General features: G+C 61.8%; 14 protein-coding genes. 11 read left to right on the top strand and 3 right to left on the bottom strand.

Annotation, left to right across the window (positions count from 1 at the left end):
• The first annotated feature begins 168 nt into the window (after positions 1-168).
• The 6 genes from ACQZ40_RS20000 to ACQZ40_RS19975 all read left to right on the top strand — a co-directional run bounded on the left by ACQZ40_RS20000 (position 169) and on the right by ACQZ40_RS19975 (position 7,216).
• A complete protein-coding gene (locus ACQZ40_RS20000) occupies positions 169-2,061 on the top strand; it encodes a peptidylprolyl isomerase (protein WP_125146658.1) in 1,893 nt (630 codons plus the stop codon).
• Positions 2,062-2,077: 16 nt separating this feature from the next.
• Positions 2,078-3,097 (top strand): anthranilate phosphoribosyltransferase, encoded by a 1,020-nt coding sequence (gene trpD / locus ACQZ40_RS19995; protein ID WP_078053069.1) that lies wholly within the window; start codon positions 2,078-2,080, stop codon positions 3,095-3,097.
• A 10-nt stretch (positions 3,098-3,107) separates the two neighbouring features.
• A complete protein-coding gene (gene trpC, locus ACQZ40_RS19990; protein WP_065655980.1) occupies positions 3,108-3,923 on the top strand; it encodes an indole-3-glycerol phosphate synthase TrpC in 816 nt (271 codons plus the stop codon).
• Between the two features lie 7 nt (positions 3,924-3,930).
• Positions 3,931-4,422, top strand: coding sequence for a cyclic pyranopterin monophosphate synthase MoaC (moaC, locus tag ACQZ40_RS19985; RefSeq protein ID WP_448748545.1), 492 nt, complete (start codon positions 3,931-3,933; stop codon positions 4,420-4,422).
• Positions 4,423-5,640: a molybdopterin molybdotransferase MoeA gene (locus ACQZ40_RS19980; protein ID WP_448748544.1), complete on the top strand. Its 1,218-nt coding sequence runs from the start codon at positions 4,423-4,425 to the stop codon at positions 5,638-5,640. It begins immediately after the preceding gene.
• 505 nt (positions 5,641-6,145) lie between these two features.
• Positions 6,146-7,216, top strand: coding sequence for a GGDEF domain-containing protein (locus ACQZ40_RS19975; protein WP_078053072.1), 1,071 nt, complete (start codon positions 6,146-6,148; stop codon positions 7,214-7,216).
• Positions 7,217-7,440: 224 nt separating this feature from the next.
• Here ACQZ40_RS19975 and ACQZ40_RS19970 read toward each other — a convergent pair whose 3' ends face one another.
• From ACQZ40_RS19970 to ACQZ40_RS19960, 3 genes are all read right to left on the bottom strand, one after another.
• Entirely contained in the window at positions 7,441-8,049 is a 609-nt protein-coding gene (locus ACQZ40_RS19970; protein ID WP_080816895.1) for a pyridoxamine 5'-phosphate oxidase family protein, read from the bottom strand.
• A 49-nt stretch (positions 8,050-8,098) separates the two neighbouring features.
• Positions 8,099-9,910 carry a monovalent cation:proton antiporter-2 (CPA2) family protein gene (locus ACQZ40_RS19965; RefSeq protein ID WP_174036058.1) on the bottom strand — a complete coding sequence of 604 codons (1,812 nt, stop codon included), beginning with the start codon at positions 9,908-9,910 and terminating at the stop codon, positions 8,099-8,101.
• A gap of 281 nt (positions 9,911-10,191) precedes the next feature.
• Complete coding sequence (locus ACQZ40_RS19960) at positions 10,192-10,560, bottom strand: gamma-butyrobetaine hydroxylase family protein (RefSeq protein WP_003522738.1); 369 nt, start codon at positions 10,558-10,560, stop codon at positions 10,192-10,194.
• Between the two features lie 132 nt (positions 10,561-10,692).
• Between ACQZ40_RS19960 and moaA the strand changes: the two genes are divergently transcribed.
• The 5 genes from moaA (at position 10,693) to mobB (ending at position 15,218) form a co-directional block, all read left to right on the top strand.
• A complete protein-coding gene (gene moaA / locus ACQZ40_RS19955) occupies positions 10,693-11,742 on the top strand; it encodes a GTP 3',8-cyclase MoaA (protein WP_448748543.1) in 1,050 nt (349 codons plus the stop codon).
• 171 nt (positions 11,743-11,913) lie between these two features.
• Positions 11,914-12,882, top strand: coding sequence for a DMT family transporter (locus ACQZ40_RS19950; protein WP_078053075.1), 969 nt, complete (start codon positions 11,914-11,916; stop codon positions 12,880-12,882).
• Between the two features lies 1 nt (position 12,883).
• Positions 12,884-14,083, top strand: coding sequence for a multidrug effflux MFS transporter (locus tag ACQZ40_RS19945; RefSeq protein WP_448748542.1), 1,200 nt, complete (start codon positions 12,884-12,886; stop codon positions 14,081-14,083).
• Positions 14,080-14,706, top strand: coding sequence for a molybdenum cofactor guanylyltransferase MobA (gene mobA, locus ACQZ40_RS19940; protein ID WP_174036062.1), 627 nt, complete (start codon positions 14,080-14,082; stop codon positions 14,704-14,706). The genes ACQZ40_RS19945 and mobA overlap by 4 nt, the downstream gene beginning before the upstream one ends.
• Positions 14,703-15,218 carry a molybdopterin-guanine dinucleotide biosynthesis protein B gene (gene mobB, locus ACQZ40_RS19935; protein ID WP_448748541.1) on the top strand — a complete coding sequence of 172 codons (516 nt, stop codon included), beginning with the start codon at positions 14,703-14,705 and terminating at the stop codon, positions 15,216-15,218. The genes mobA and mobB overlap by 4 nt, the downstream gene beginning before the upstream one ends.
• The last annotated feature ends 218 nt before the right edge of the window (positions 15,219-15,436 follow it).

Genomic DNA, 15,436 nt, shown 5'->3' with positions numbered 1-15,436 from the left:
AGACGATGGCGGAAAATCCCGCCTCCAATCACACAAGCGTTTTCAAAACCCCGTTTTTCCAAGGCAAATTCCCTTCAATTTCCGTTTGGATTGATTTAAGGAACGCCGATACGTTGCGGGCCGGAGAGCCGGCGACCGCGACGACGTTCCTGTGAGGTTTGCATAACGATGCTCGATTCCCTGAGAAATGCTTCTCGAACCATGGCAGCCAAGCTGCTGCTTCTCCTGCTTGTTGTCTCTTTTGGCATCTGGGGCGTCTCCGCATCGCTTGTCACCGCCAATTCCCACGCCGTCATGACGGTGGGCGACCAGACGGTCAGCCCCGAGGAATTCCGTCTCGCCTATCAGCGCCAGATTTCCGATCTCAGCCGCCAGTTCGGCACGAGGCTGACGACCGAGCAGGCCAAGGCCTTCGGCATCGACCGCCAGGTGTTCAGCCAGCTTGCGGCCGGTGCAGCGCTTGACGAGCTGGCCTCGAAGATGAATCTCGGCCTTTCGGAAAACCGCCTCGCCAATCTCATCGCCGAAGACCCGGCCTTCAAGGCGGTCAACGGCCAGTTCGACCGCAATCTCTTCAGCGAACGCCTGCGCAATTCCGGTTTCCGCGAGGATGACTATATCAAGGAACGCAGCAAGGTCGCCGTCCGCAGCCAGATCGTCGAAGCCGTTTCCGACGGTTTTGCCGCGCCGCAGGTGCTGGTGGATGCGCTGAAGCAATATCGCAACGAGCAGCGCGCCGTCGATTACGTCATTCTTTCGAACGCCGTCATTCCGCCGGTCAAGGCGCCGGGCGACGACGTGCTTGCCCCTTGGTTCGAAACCAACAAGACGAAATATCGCGCGCCCGAGTTCCGCAAGTTCACCTATGTGAAGCTTGAGCCGTCCGATATCGCCGATCAGGCCGCCGTCACCGACGCCCAGATCGCCGATTATTATAACAGCCACAAGGACAGCTTCCGCACCGCCGGCCGCCGCACGGTGGAGCAGCTGACCTTCCCCGAAAAGGAAATGGCAGAGGCCGCCGCCGAGCAGATCCGCCTCGGCAACACCACCTATGACCAGGTGGTGAAGGATCAGGGCAAGACCGCTTCCGACGTCACGCTCGGCGAATTCACCAGGGATACCATCCCCGACCAGTCGATTGCCGACGCCGCTTTCGCCATCCAGAAGGACGGCGGTGTATCGCCGGTGGTCCAGGGCTCCTTCGGCCCGGTTCTCCTGCGCGTCACCGGCATCAAGCCGGAAACGACCCGCACGCTGGAAGAGGCGAAGGAAGATATCCGCAAGGACCTCGCCACCGCCGCCGCTGCGGAAGAGATCACCAATGTTCATGACCGTTACGAGGATCTGCGCGCCGGCGGTTCTTCACTCGCTGATGCGGCAACGCAGTTGAACCTGAAACCCGTCACCATCGCCGCCATCGACGCTTCCGGCCTCGATGAAAAGGGCGATGCGGTTCAGGGCCTGCCCTCCCCGCAGCTCGCGCAGGAGGTCTTCAAGACCGAACCCGGCACGGAAGCGCTGCCGATCAATCTCGGCCGTGAAGGCTACATCTGGTTCGATGTCGACCAGATCATCGCCGCCCGCGACCGCACACTTGCCGAAGTTCGCGACGATGTCGTGGCTGACTGGACGGCGGAGCAGCAGCGCAACGCGCTTGCCGCCAAGGCCGAGGAACTGAAGGCGCGTGTCGAAAAGGGCGACACGCTGGAAGCCGTGGCCGGTGAGCTTAGCCTTGCCGTCGAACAGAAGTCCGGCCTGCGCCGCAACAGCGAAGACGCCATTTTCGGCCAGCAGACCATCGCGGCGGTCTTCTCCGGCGCGGAGGGCAAGGTGGGCACGGCGGCCGATGCCGACGGTTCCAGCCGCATCCTCTTCAAGGTCACCTCGGTCGACACCACTGCGCCTGCCGACGCGCTTGCCAATGACGACCAGCAGTTCGCCGCCATTGCCCGCGCGGCCGGCGACGACATGCTGGACCAGATGGTCAACCGCCTGCAGAATGACTATGGTGTCACCATCAATCAGGCCCTCGCCGATCAGGCGATGGTCGGCTTCTAACCCGGGGGGCGACAAGATGGCCGAACTGAAGCCGCTGATCGCCAAGGTCGCCAATGGAGAAAGCCTGAACCGCGAGGATGCGCGTACGGCTTTCGACATTCTGATGTCGGGCGAAGCCACGCCGTCGCAGATCGGCGGCTTCCTGATGGCGCTGCGCGTGCGCGGGGAAACGGTGGACGAAATCGTCGGCGCCGTCTCCTCCATGCGTTCCCGCATGCTGCCGGTTTCGGCCCCCGCCAATGCCATCGATATCGTCGGCACCGGCGGTGACGGCATCGGCACCTATAATATCTCGACGCTCGCCTCGATCATCGTCGCCGGCACCGGCCTGCCGGTCGCAAAGCACGGCAACCGGGCGCTGAGCTCCAAATCCGGCACGGCGGATGCGCTCTCGGCGCTCGGCGTGAAGCTCGATATCGGTCCGGAACTCATAGCCCGCTGCATCAGCGAGGCGGGTCTCGGTTTCATGTTCGCGCAGCTTCACCATTCGGCCATGCGCCATGTCGGCCCAAGCCGCGTCGAACTCGGCACGCGCACCATCTTCAACCTGCTCGGCCCCCTCTCCAACCCGGCCGGCGCCAAACGGCAACTGCTTGGCGTCTTTTCGCCGCGCTGGCTGGTGCCGCTTGCGGAAGTGCTGCGCGATCTGGGTTCGGAAAGCATCTGGGTCGTCCATGGCGACGGCATGGACGAGGTGACGACCACGGGCGTTACCCATGTCGCGGCACTGGAAAATGGCAAGATTCGCACCTTCGACCTGACGCCGAAGGATTTCGGTGTCGAGCCCGCTTCCATGGAAGATCTGAAGGGCGGAGACGGCATTGCCAATGCGGCGGCGCTGCGCGAGGTTCTGTCCGGCAAACGCAACGCCTATCGTGACGTGTCGCTGTGCAATGCGGCCGCAGCGCTGGTTATCGCCGGCAATGCGGAGACACTGTCTGAGGCGATGGCGATCGTCAGCGAGGCGCTGGACAGCGGCAAGGCCGCAGCCGCGCTCGACCGTCTGGTCGCCGTGTCCAACGAGGTTCAGGAATGAGAGCGAGATCATGAGCGACATTCTTAAAAAGATCGAGATTTACAAGCGCGAGGAAATCGCCGCCGCCAAGGCGAAGGTTTCGCTGGCCGACCTGAAGGCCATGGCCGCAGACCAGAGCGCACCGCGCGGTTTCTACAGGGCGCTCCGGGCAAAGCAGGCCGAAGGCAAATTCGGTCTGATCGCCGAAATCAAGAAGGCCAGCCCCTCCAAGGGCCTCATCCGCCCGGATTTCGATCCGCCGGCGCTGGCCGCCGCCTATGAAGCCGGTGGCGCCGCCTGTCTTTCGGTGCTGACGGATAGCCCAAGCTTTCAGGGCGCCCCGGAATTCCTCACCGCCGCCCGCAATGCCTGCGCCCTGCCGGCGCTGCGCAAGGATTTCATGTTCGAGACCTATCAGGTGCATGAGGCGCGCGCCTGGGGCGCGGACTGCATTCTCCTCATCATGGCCTCGCTTTCCGACGACGAGGCGAAACGCCTTGAGGACGAGGCTTTCGCGCTCGGCATGGATGTGCTGGTGGAAGTGCACGATGAGGAAGAAACGGAACGGGCGCTGAAGCTCGCCTCGCCGCTTCTCGGCATCAACAACCGCAACCTGCGCACCTTCGAAGTCAGCCTCGAAACCAGCGAGAAGCTCGCAGGCCTCGTGCCCGCGGAAAAGCTGCTGGTCGGCGAAAGCGGCATCTTCACCTTCGAGGATTGTAAGCGCCTCGAAAAAAGCGGCATCAGCACCTTCCTCGTCGGCGAAAGCCTGATGCGCAAGGACGATGTGACAGCGGCCACCAAAGCGCTGCTGACCGGCCAATCCGGCATTCTGGCAGCGGAATAATGCATCGATGAGCGAGGCGGGAAAGCTCACCCATATCGATGTCGGCGGCGAAGCGCATATGGTCGATGTCGGCGACAAGGCCGAGACCGTCCGTGTTGCCGTCGCCGAAGGCTTCGTGAAAATGAAGCCGGAAACGCTGGAGCTCATCCGCCAGGGCAACGCCAAGAAGGGCGATGTCATCGGCACTGCACGCCTCGCCGGCATCATGGCCGCCAAGCAGACGGCAAATCTCATCCCGCTCTGCCATCCGCTGATGCTGACAAAGGTGGCGGTGGATATTACCGAAGACGCCGCCCTGCCCGGCCTGCGGGTCGAAGCGCTGGTGAAACTGTCCGGCAAGACTGGCGTGGAGATGGAAGCGCTGACCGCCGTATCCATCGCCTGCCTGACGATCTATGACATGGCCAAGGCCGCCGACAAGGCGATGGAAATCGTCAATATCCGCCTTCTGGAAAAGAGCGGCGGCAAATCCGGCGATTTCCGGCGACAGGAGACGTGAATGAAACCGCTGCTGCCCGTGGATGAGGCCATAAGACGCCTTCTGGAAGCAGCGGTTCCGGTGACCGAAAGCGAAACCCTGCCGCTTACCGAATGCGATGGCCGGGTTCTTTCGGCCGATCTCAGTGCACGCCTCACCCAGCCCCCCTTCGATGCCTCGGCCATGGACGGTTATGCGCTGCGCAGCGCCGATGCGGCGGAGATCGGCTCGGTCCTCACCGTCATCGGTCAGGCCGCCGCCGGCCATGCTTTTACCGGCACGGTGGGTGAAGGCCAGGCCGTGCGCATCTTCACCGGCGCGCCCGTGCCGCAGGGTGCGGACACCGTTCTCATTCAGGAAGATGCCGAAGTGCTGGAGGGCGGAAAAATCCGCACCGCCTTCGACGTCACCGCCGGGCGACATATCCGCCCGCGCGGACAGGATTTTACCGAAGGCGAAGCGGCCCTGAAGGCCGGGCGGGAACTCGGTTTCACCGACCTGACGCTCGCGGCGGCTATGAACCATGCCGCGCTCACCGTCTATCGCAGGCCGCGCATCGCCATCCTCGCCACCGGCGATGAGTTGCTGCCGCCTGGAAGCGCGCCGCAGCCCGCCCAGATCATCGCGTCCAACACCTTCGGCGTCGCAGCCCTCGCCCGGCAGGCGGGTGCCGAGGTTCTCGATCTCGGTATCATTGCCGATGATGACAGGCTGATCCGCGCCGCTATCGGCAAGGCGGTCGCGGCGAAGGTCGATGTGCTTGTGACGCTCGGCGGCGCCTCCGTCGGCGACCACGACCTCGTGCAGGCAGCCTTGAAGGCGGAGGGCATGCAGCTCGATTTCTGGCGCATCGCCATGCGTCCTGGAAAACCGCTGATGGTCGGGTCCATCGGCGCCATGCAGGTTCTGGGCCTGCCCGGAAATCCGGTTGCCAGCCTCGTCTGCGGCCTGCTGTTCCTCGAACCGCTGCTCCGCAGCATCGCCCGCCGCGCGCCGCTGCAACGCACGATGACCGCCCGCACCGCCACGCCGTTGAAAGCGAATGATCACCGGCAGGATTATCTGCGCGCCCGTTTCAGCACGGACGAAAACGGCCTGCTGGTGGCGGAAGCCCATGCGAAGCAGGATTCATCGATGATGAAGATATTGGCCCATTCCGACGGTTTGATCGTGCGCCCGCCAAACGCGCCGGCGGCGGCGGCCGGGGCGGAATGCCCGGTCATCAGGCTGAAATCCTGACACGCAGGCGATACGGCCAAACTTGGGCCGGCAGCATAACTGGCCTCTTCCTGAACCTTACCGAACGGTTGCCGCGCCGTCACTAAACGGCACGGCCGCGTGCCGCATGGCACGGGAACCGAAGATAAGACTGTAACATTCCTGTATCCCGACACGAATGATAAAAAAAACCGCCTATAGGCGGGATTTCCACGAATTCAAAAACCACCATGGCTTTCCGCCGCGGAATTATTTCTACATATTGTTGTGCCAAAATAAATCACACGAATCCCGTTATTGGGATTGACAGAATAAATGCGATGCTGTCACCAAGGCGAATAGTAGAGGGAAAAAATTCCGGAATTCTTCAGAATGAAAATTACTTATATTTATCAATTAAATAAGATAAAAAGTGACGAAAATGAAGTTTCCGGGCACAAAAATTAGTTTCCCTTAAATTAAGCTTTCCAAAACGACCTTCATAATAATAATCATAGTCGATAAGCAGACTCACTGGAGTTTCTTGATGAACACGGCATCCACGCCCAAAACCACGGGGCCCGACATTGCCGGGCAGATTGCCTATGCCATGCGGAGCATGGGTGTTTCGCCGATCCCGCGTAACTACAGCCTCTTTTACGAAGCCTATATCGGTTCGAACCCTGCCCTGACGAAGGATCTGGCCGCGCTTGGAAACCGGGTCACGCAGGAGGATCTGGACGAGCTGTCCTCACGTTACGGGGAAGGCAATCCCGCCCGGTCCATCGACGATGCGCATGAGAAGCTCAGGCGCGAACTGGAGGGCCTCCTGGGCACGCTGAGGCGCGAACAATCCTCCATCGAAAACTACAACAGGATTCTCGGCGAAACGCGTCAGCGCATCGATGACAAGAATGCCGCCAGCAGCAATATTCTGAGGAATGCGATTTCGCTGCTGGCCGAGGCCACCGGCTCGAAGATCATCGACGGCGAAAAGACCTTCAACGATGTCAACCGCCATGCCGAGGAAATGCATCAGGTGCGTCTGGAGCTGGATGAGTACAAGCGCATCGCCAATACGGATTCGCTGACGCGCCTGTCCAATCGGCGCGCCTTCGACGACCGGCTGGCATCCATCTATGACAGCTCCATCGGCCTGCAATATACCACGCTCGTCCTGCTCGATATCGATCATTTCAAGCGGATCAACGACACTTTCGGCCATCCGGTCGGCGACAAGATTCTCGCCACCGTCGCCTCGGTCATCCGCGCCAATGTCCGCAAGGATGGTTTTGTCGCCAGAAGCGGCGGCGAGGAATTCGCCATCATTCTGGACGGCAATACGCCGGAAGAGGTGATGGTGATGTGCGAGCGCATCCGCCTGTCGCTGGAAAGCACGCCCTTCCGCAATTCGAGATCGGGCGCCGACTACGGCACGGTGACGATCTCCCTCGGCTTCGCTTCCGCCGCACAGGCCACCAATCCGAGCGAGCTTTACGGCCATGCCGACACCGCGCTCTACCATGCCAAGGAAACCGGCCGGAACCGCTCCGTCTATTACGAGGACGGCATGCAGAAGAATTATACCGGCAAGAACTGGCTGATTTATCGGACGTGAGGATGGTGGTGTGTGCGCTACTATCTCCTCCGTCATGCCGGACTCGATCCGGCATCCAGTCACGGCGCGTCTGCGCCGTGAGAAAAGCCTCTTGCGATCAAGGACTTGATCGCGCTAGACCCCGGATCCAGTCCGGGGTGACGGAGTGAGACGCTCCGCTTTCGCCAATGACGTAAGCCTTGCGAGGATTGCCTCAGCGGCCCAAGGTCGGTCGTTACTGCACCTCACCACATGGTCTTCGCCGCCCGCGCCGCCCATTCCCGGTCATAGGTCTCCTGATCGAATTCCGCCTTGGCCGCCTTGAGCAGAAGACCGGGTGTCGGAAGCGAGGCCGGGTCGACGAAATTATCGGGGTTCCATAGTTCCGAGCGCATCAGCGCCCGGGCGCACTGGAAATAGACTTCATCGATTGTCACCACAATGACGGTGCGCGGATGTTTGCCGTCCATCTCGAAGCTTTCCAGCAGGTCGGGATCGACGGAGACCACAGCACGGCCGTTGATGCGCATCGTCGTATTCGAGCCGGGTATCAGGAACATCAACGCCACGCGCGGATCGCGCACGATGTTCAGAAGCGAATCCACACGGTTGTTGCCGCGCCAGTCTGGCAGAAGCACGGTCCTCTCATCGGCCACCCGCACCACGCCGCCCTTGTCGCCGCGCGGCGAACAGTCCATGCCTTCCGGCCCGACCGTCGCCAGCGCCAGGAACGGCGAAGTCTCGATCATCAGCCGGTATTCGGCCGTCAGCGTGGCTGTCACCTTGGCGATCGATGCCTCGCTCGTGCTGTCATAGATGGCCTTCAATTCCTCAACCGTGCGAATGATCGTCATGTCCTATCCCTGCCAATTCCCTCTGTCGCCGCCGAAAGACCGGGGCGTGCTATTCCTCTGCGGCTTCTGCCTTTTCCCGCTCGGCCCGCTCGCGGGCGGTGCGGGCGGCAACGAGATCGGCCGGCTGGGCATTGCCGCGGATCAGCGAACGGCCGGCATAGATGCCGCCGACGACTTCCATGGCGAAACGTTCCTCGTCGCGGTCGCGGAATTCTTCCACCAGACGCGCGGCATCTTCCCGCTCCTCGCCCATGGCGCCAAGCACTTCCTCGCTGAAATTCAGCGCCGATTCCAGCGTCTCACGAATCTGGTAATCCACACCGGCCTTCAGAAGATCGATCGCGTGGCCGCGGTCATAGGCGCGGGCGAGAACCGGAACCAGCGGGAATTCGTGCTTGACGATCTCCGCGATCCTGACGGCCGCCTCCTTGTCATCGACGCAGATAAGCACGGCACGCGCCGTGCTCGCACCGGCAGCATGCAGGATTTCCGCCCGCGAACCGTCGCCATAATAGACCTTGAAACCGAATTCAGCCGCATCGCGCACGAAGTCGGCATCCTTGTCGATCAGCGACAGCGTATAGCCGCGCGCCAGAAGCGGCTGGCTGACGATCTGGCCGAAACGGCCGAAGCCGATGAGGAGAATGCTGCCCTCGACATTTTCAGGCACGTCGAGATCGTCGGTATTGGGAACCGCCGCCGGCACCAGCCGGTCATGCAGGATGACCATTAGCGGCGTCAGCACCATGGAGATGATGATGGTCGCCGTCAGTATGGCGTTCGCCTCCCGGTCGAGAATGCCGGCGCTGACGGCGGCAGAATAGAGCACGAAGGCGAATTCGCCGCCCTGCGCCATCAGCACCGCCCGTTCCAGGCTTTCACGCCTGGTGGTGCCGAGCGCCCGCGCCACGCCATAGATCAGGAAGGCCTTGAGCAGCATGTAGCCCGCAACGCTGATGACCACGAGCTGCCAGTTGGAGGCGATGACGGCAAGATCGATCGCCATGCCGACGCCGAGGAAGAACAGACCGAGCAGAATGCCGCGAAACGGCTCGATATCCGCCTCCAGTTGATGGCGGAAGGAGGATTCCGACAGCAGCACGCCGGCCAGAAAGGCGCCCATGGCCATGGAAAGACCGCTCACCTGCATCAGAAGCGCCGAACCCAGCACCACCAGCAGCGCCGCGGCCGTCATCACCTCCCGCGCACCAGAGGCCGCGAGCAGGCGAAAGAACGGGTTGAGAAGATAACGCCCGGCAAGGATGAGCGCGCCGACGGCGGCAAGCGCGATGCCGACGGAGGCCCAGCGCTCCGACGCCGCGACATGTTCGCCGCCGGAACCGAGGAAAGCGACAAGCGCCAGCAGCGGCACGATGGCCAGATCCTCGAACAGCAGGATGGCGATGATGCGCTGGCCTTTCAGGCTCGACATGCTGTTGCGCTCCTGCAGCATCTGCATGACGATCGCCGTCGACGTCAGCACGAAACCGGTGCCGGCGACGAAGGACATGATGACGGGAAAGCCGAGACCGACCCCGATCAATGTCAGACCCGCCATGCAGACCAGCACCTGCAGCGCACCCAGCCCGAAAATATCCTGCCGCATCGACCACAGCCGCGACGGCTGCATTTCAAGGCCGATGATGAACAGGAACATCACCACGCCGAGTTCCGCTATATGCAGAATGGCCTGCGAATCGGAGAAAAAACCGAGACCGTAAGGCCCGATCACCAGGCCGGCGGCGAGATAACCCAGCACCGAGCCGAGGCCGATACGCTTGAAGATCGGCGCGGCGACAACGCCCGCCGCCAAAAGCACGACCACCTGGGCCAGATCATTTCCGTTCGCTTCTACAGCCACACGCCACCCCGTTTAAATAGTGAGACAAGAGCTTTGCCCTCGTCCGATTATCGGCAACGCGCAAGAACATTTCCTCCGTCATGCCGGACTTGTGTGGACGTATTGTGGTTTACTTGATGCATAGGCCGGGATGCGCATCCCGGCCTATGCATCAAGTAAACCACAATACGTCCACACAAGTCCGGGGTGACGAAGCGCGGAGGCAACAACGTTGCCAAACGCACCAGTTCTTCAACCCCTTTGCCATCATTCTCACAAGGGCGCTTCCCTCGATGTTTTCTCTACCGGTATCGCGGTTCCCTGCTCAAGCCCTTTTCGGCGAGCTGCCGCTCATAATCCGCAAACAGCGCGTCCCCGGTCTCACCCAGTTCCTTCAGATATTTCCAGGTGTAGATGCCGCTATCGTGGCCATCGTCGAAAACGATGCGAACCGCATAATTGCCGGTGGCGACCATGGAACGGATGGTAACGTCGCGTTTGCCGGGCACTGTGACCTTTTGTCCCGGCCCATGGCCCTGCACCTCGGCCGAGGGCGAAAGCACGCGCAGCATCTCGGCCTGAAGGCGGTAAACGCTTCCATCATCGAAGGAAACGGTCAGTTCGCGCCGGTCTTTCGACACAAGCAGCTCGGTCGGCCAGGCATCGCTCATTTTTCACTTCCGCAAGCTCGTCATATGCGTCAGAATTACGGACTTGCCTCACGATAGGCAAGCCACTACATCAGCTAATAGAGCACACATTTGGCGTGTGAGCCCGGCGCAAGGCGCATTGAGGATGGAGACGTGAACGGTTTCTCCGGCTCGCTTGAAAAAGCGAAAACCCTGACGGAAAACAGCACACCGATGGTGGACCCTTTCGGCCGCGCCATCACCTATCTGCGCGTTTCCGTCACCGACCGCTGCGATTTCCGCTGCACCTATTGCATGTCCGAACACATGACCTTCCTGCCGAAGAAGGACCTTCTGACGCTCGAAGAACTCGACCGGCTCTGTTCCGTCTTCATAACGCGCGGCGTGCGCAAGCTGAGGCTGACCGGCGGCGAGCCGCTGGTGCGCAAGAACATCATGTCGCTGGTGAGGAACCTCGGCCGCCACATTGAAACCGGTATGCTGGAAGAGCTAACGCTGACGACAAACGGCTCACAGCTCGCCAAATTCGCCGTCGAGCTTGCCGATTGCGGCGTGCGCCGCATCAACGTGTCGCTCGATACGCTCGACCGCGACAAGTTCCGCCACATTACCCGCTGGGGCGATCTCGACCGTGTCATGGAGGGGCTCGACGCCGCCCAGACCGCGGGCATCAAGGTCAAGCTCAACGCGGTGGCGCTGAAGGACTTCAACGACGCCGAAATGCCCGACCTCATGCGTTTCGCCCATGGTCGCGGCATGGACCTGACGGTGATCGAAACCATGCCGATGGGCGAGATCGAGGAAGACCGGACCGACCGCTACCTGCCGCTTTCGCAGTTGCGCGCCGATCTGGAAAAGAGCTTCACGCTCATCGACAGCGATTACCAGACCGGCGGTCCCGCCCGTTACGTGACGGTGAAGGAAACCGGCGGCCGGCTCGGCTTCATCACGCCGATGACGCATAATTTCTGCGAAAGCTGCAACCGCGTCCGCCTCACCTGCACCGGCACGCTTTATATGTGCCTGGGCCAGGATGACGCCGCCGATCTGCGCACCGCGCTGCGCGCCTCCGGCAGCGACGCCTATCTTTCCAGCGCCATCGATGAAGCCCTTCTGCGCAAGCCGAAGGGGCATGATTTCATCATCGACCGCACCCACAACCGGCCTGCCGTCTCCCGCCATATGAGCGTGACCGGCGGCTGAGCGACGGCTGAAACTGTTTCTCGTCCACCCACCCATATAAACGGTTGAAATGCCGGCTGTGCCGTGCCACGTCTCTTTACATGGAGGAATGCGCGGTCACGCCGGAAAGGCGGCCCAAACCGCCCCGAAAGGGCGGCCGGGAAAACCGCGCATGGTCTGGGATATTTTGGAATGGCATTGACGGACAATACGCGCGGCGCCCTGTTGATGGCGCTCGCCATGGCAAGCTTCACGGCCAATGACGCCCTGACGAAATCCGTCACCCCCTATATCAACACCGGCCAGATCATGTTCGTCCGCGGCATCATGACGGTGGTGCTGATCTACATCGCCGCCCGCCATTTCGGCGCGCTCCGGCCGCTGAAAACCCTCATGCGCCCCATCATCATCCTGCGCTGTCTCTGCGAGGTGACGGCGGCCGTGCTCTATCTGACGGCGCTCGGCCTTATCGAATTTTCCAATGCCTCGGCCATATTGCAGTCCCTGCCCCTGGTGGTGACGCTGGGTGCGGCGCTGTTCCTGCGCGAACCCGTGGGCTGGCGGCGCTGGGTGGCGATCATCGTCGGTTTTATCGGCGTGCTCGTCATCATCAGGCCCGGCCCGGAAGGCTTCACGCCGGGTGCGCTTCTGGTCGTCGCATCGCTCGCCGTCACTGCTGCGCGCGATCTGCTGACCCGGAAAATGTATGCCGATGTGCCCTCGCTCGCCATCACCGTCATCACCGCCTTCGTCAACATGGCGGTGGGCGGCCTGCTGATCGTGCCCTTCGGCGGCTGGCAACCGATGAACTTCATGATCGTGTCGCATCTGGCGGCTTCGGCCATTCTGGTGCTCGTCGGTTATCAGGCGATCATACTGTCGATGAGATCAGGCGAAATCTCCTTCGTCGCGCCGTTCCGTTATACCGGTCTGCTCTGGGGTTTCATGATCGGCGTGTTCTTCTTCAACGAAAAGATCGATAATTACACCATTGTCGGCGCCATGATCGTCATCGGCTCCGGCCTTTATACCTTCTACCGCGAAAGCCTGCGCAAGCGCTCGCAGATGGCCAAGCGCGCAGCCGCCACACCCACCGCCGCAACCACGGTACGGCCGGCTTCCGTAACGAAAGCTGCCGTTACGGAAGAGGCGGGAGAATGACATGAACAGCGGCCGTTTTCTAGACAGGACCACCCCGCCCCACATCATCACGCTGGTCGTCATCGCCGGCGTCGCGGCGCTGTGCATGAATGTGTTCCTGCCCTCGCTTGCGGCCATGGCGGTTTATTTCGAGACCGACTACGCGGTGATGCAATTTGCCGTTTCGGGTTATCTTGCCGCCACCGCCTGCCTGCAACTCATCATCGGCCCGCTTTCCGATCTCTTCGGACGCCGCCCGGTCATGCTGGCCAGCATCGCCATCATGATCGTCGCAACGCTCGTCTGCATGCTGGCGCCCAATATCACCGTCTTCATGATCGGGCGCGTCGCGCAGGCGGCCGTCGTTTCCGGCTTCGTGCTGGCGCGCGCCATCGTACGCGATATGGTGCCGATGGAACAGGCGGCCTCGATGATCGGCTACGTGACCATGGGCATGTCCGTGGTGCCGATGGTGGGGCCGACGGTTGGCGGGTTGCTTAACGACATTTCCGGCTGGCAGTCGAGCTTCGCCCTCCTCTCCCTGCTCGGCGTCGGCATTCTGGTGCTCGCGTGGTTCGATCTCGGCGAAACCAACCATAATAAATCGGCGAGCTTTTCGCAGCAGTTTCACGCCTGGCCGGAACTTCTGCGCTCGCCGCTGTTCTGGGGTTATGCGCTGACATCGACCTTCTCGTCAGGCATGTTCTTCTCCTTCCTCGGCGGTGCGCCCTTTGTCGGCAGCGTGCTTTACGGGCTTGCGCCGGCCATGCTCGGCCTGCAATTCTTCTTCATGGCAAGCGGTTACATGCTCGGCAACTTCATCTCCGGCCGTTATGCCAGCGAAGTCGGCATTACCCGTATGATGCTGTCGGGCAATGTCATCGCCATTGCGGGCATCGCCACGACCATGCTGCTGATCTCCGCCGGGGCGGAAAGCGCCTATGCGTTTTTCGTGCCGCTCGCCTTGATCGGCGTCGGCAACGGCGTGACACTGCCAAGCGCCAATGCCGGCATGGTCAGCGTCCAGCCGCATCTGGCCGGTTCCGCCTCCGGCCTCGGCGGCGCGATGACCATCGGCGGCGGCGCCGCCCTCTCGGTGCTCGCCTCCTCGGTCCTGTCCAGAGAAGATGGAACCTGGCCGCTTCTTCTGGTGATGCTGGCGACCGGCCTTGTCGCCCTCCTCACCACCTATGTCGTAAGGCTGCAGGAAAAGCGGGAATGACGGCCCCTTTCGAAATACCCGGTCTCGTGCTCGCCGGCGGGCTTTCGCGGCGCATGGGCAGCAACAAGGCGATGGTGCAATTGGGCGATGCGCCCCTCATCTCCCATGTCATCAGCCGCATCACGCCGCAGGTCTCAGACGTCACCATCAATGCGGCCAATGGCTGGGCGGAGAGTTTCGGCCTGCCGCTGCTGCCCGATACGCTGAACGGCCATGCCGGGCCGCTTGCGGGTATTCTGGCCGGCATGCGCCATTTCCAGCACCGCGGGGATGCGGGGAGCCACTTTCTGACGGCGCCCGCCGACAGCCCGTTTTTTCCGGACGATCTCGTGGCGCGGCTTTGCGAACACCTGTCGGACAATGCAATCGTCATCGCCGCCTCCAGCGGCCAGCTTCACCCGGTTTTTGCGCTGTGGCCGCTGGCGCTGGCCGACGATCTCGAGGCGTGGCTGAAGAACGATGCGAACCGGCGCATCCGCGCCTATCTCGCCCGCCATGTCACCCTCGGCGTGGCCTTCCCGCCGCTGGAAACAGCAAAGGGCAGCCTCGATCCGTTCTTCAACATCAACACGCCGGATGAACTGGCGCTGGCGCGCAGCTATCTGGAGAACCTGCAATCATGACAGCACAAAAGGTCTTCGGCATCGCCGGCTGGAAGAACTCGGGCAAGACCGGCCTTGCGGTCCGTATCGTCACCGAGCTGACGGCGCGCGGCTACCGCGTCTCCACCATCAAGCACGCCCATCATGATTTCGATATCGACAAGGTCGGCGCGGATAGCTGGCGTCACCGCCAGGCCGGCGCACACGAGGTCACCATCGTTTCCGGCACCCGCTTCGCCATCATGCATGAATTGCGTGGCGAACCGGAACCCTCTTTCGAGGATATTCTCGCCCGCCTCGCCCCCTGCGATCTGGTATTGATCGAAGGCTACAAATACGAGCCCGTGCCGAAGATCGAAGCACGCCGGCTGGAGGCCGCCAAGACCGAACCGCTTGCGCCGCTCGATCCGCATATCGTCGCAATCGCCGCCGATCACGCGGTGACGGACACGGCGCTTCCGGTTTTCGATCTCGACGATACCGGCGCCATTGCCGATTTCATCGAGAGGACGGTGGGGCTGGTGAAGGGGTAATGCCCCTGAAACCGGGGATGATGTCCGAGTCGACTGCCTCCCCACTTCCGTCATACCGGCCCTGAGCCGGTATCCAGCCAGCCCAAGTCCTTGGGCTGAAAGGACTCCATCGCCGCGCCGACGCGCGTCGGCTGGATGCCGGATCAGGTCCGGCATGACGGAGGAGAAGTGCCGTGAAGCCCAAACCCACAACGACGACGCAACCTCCCGTGATCCCT

The organism is Agrobacterium sp. 16-172Ci (assembly GCF_053522725.1).
This window is presented reverse-complemented; position numbering and strand designations above follow the sequence as displayed.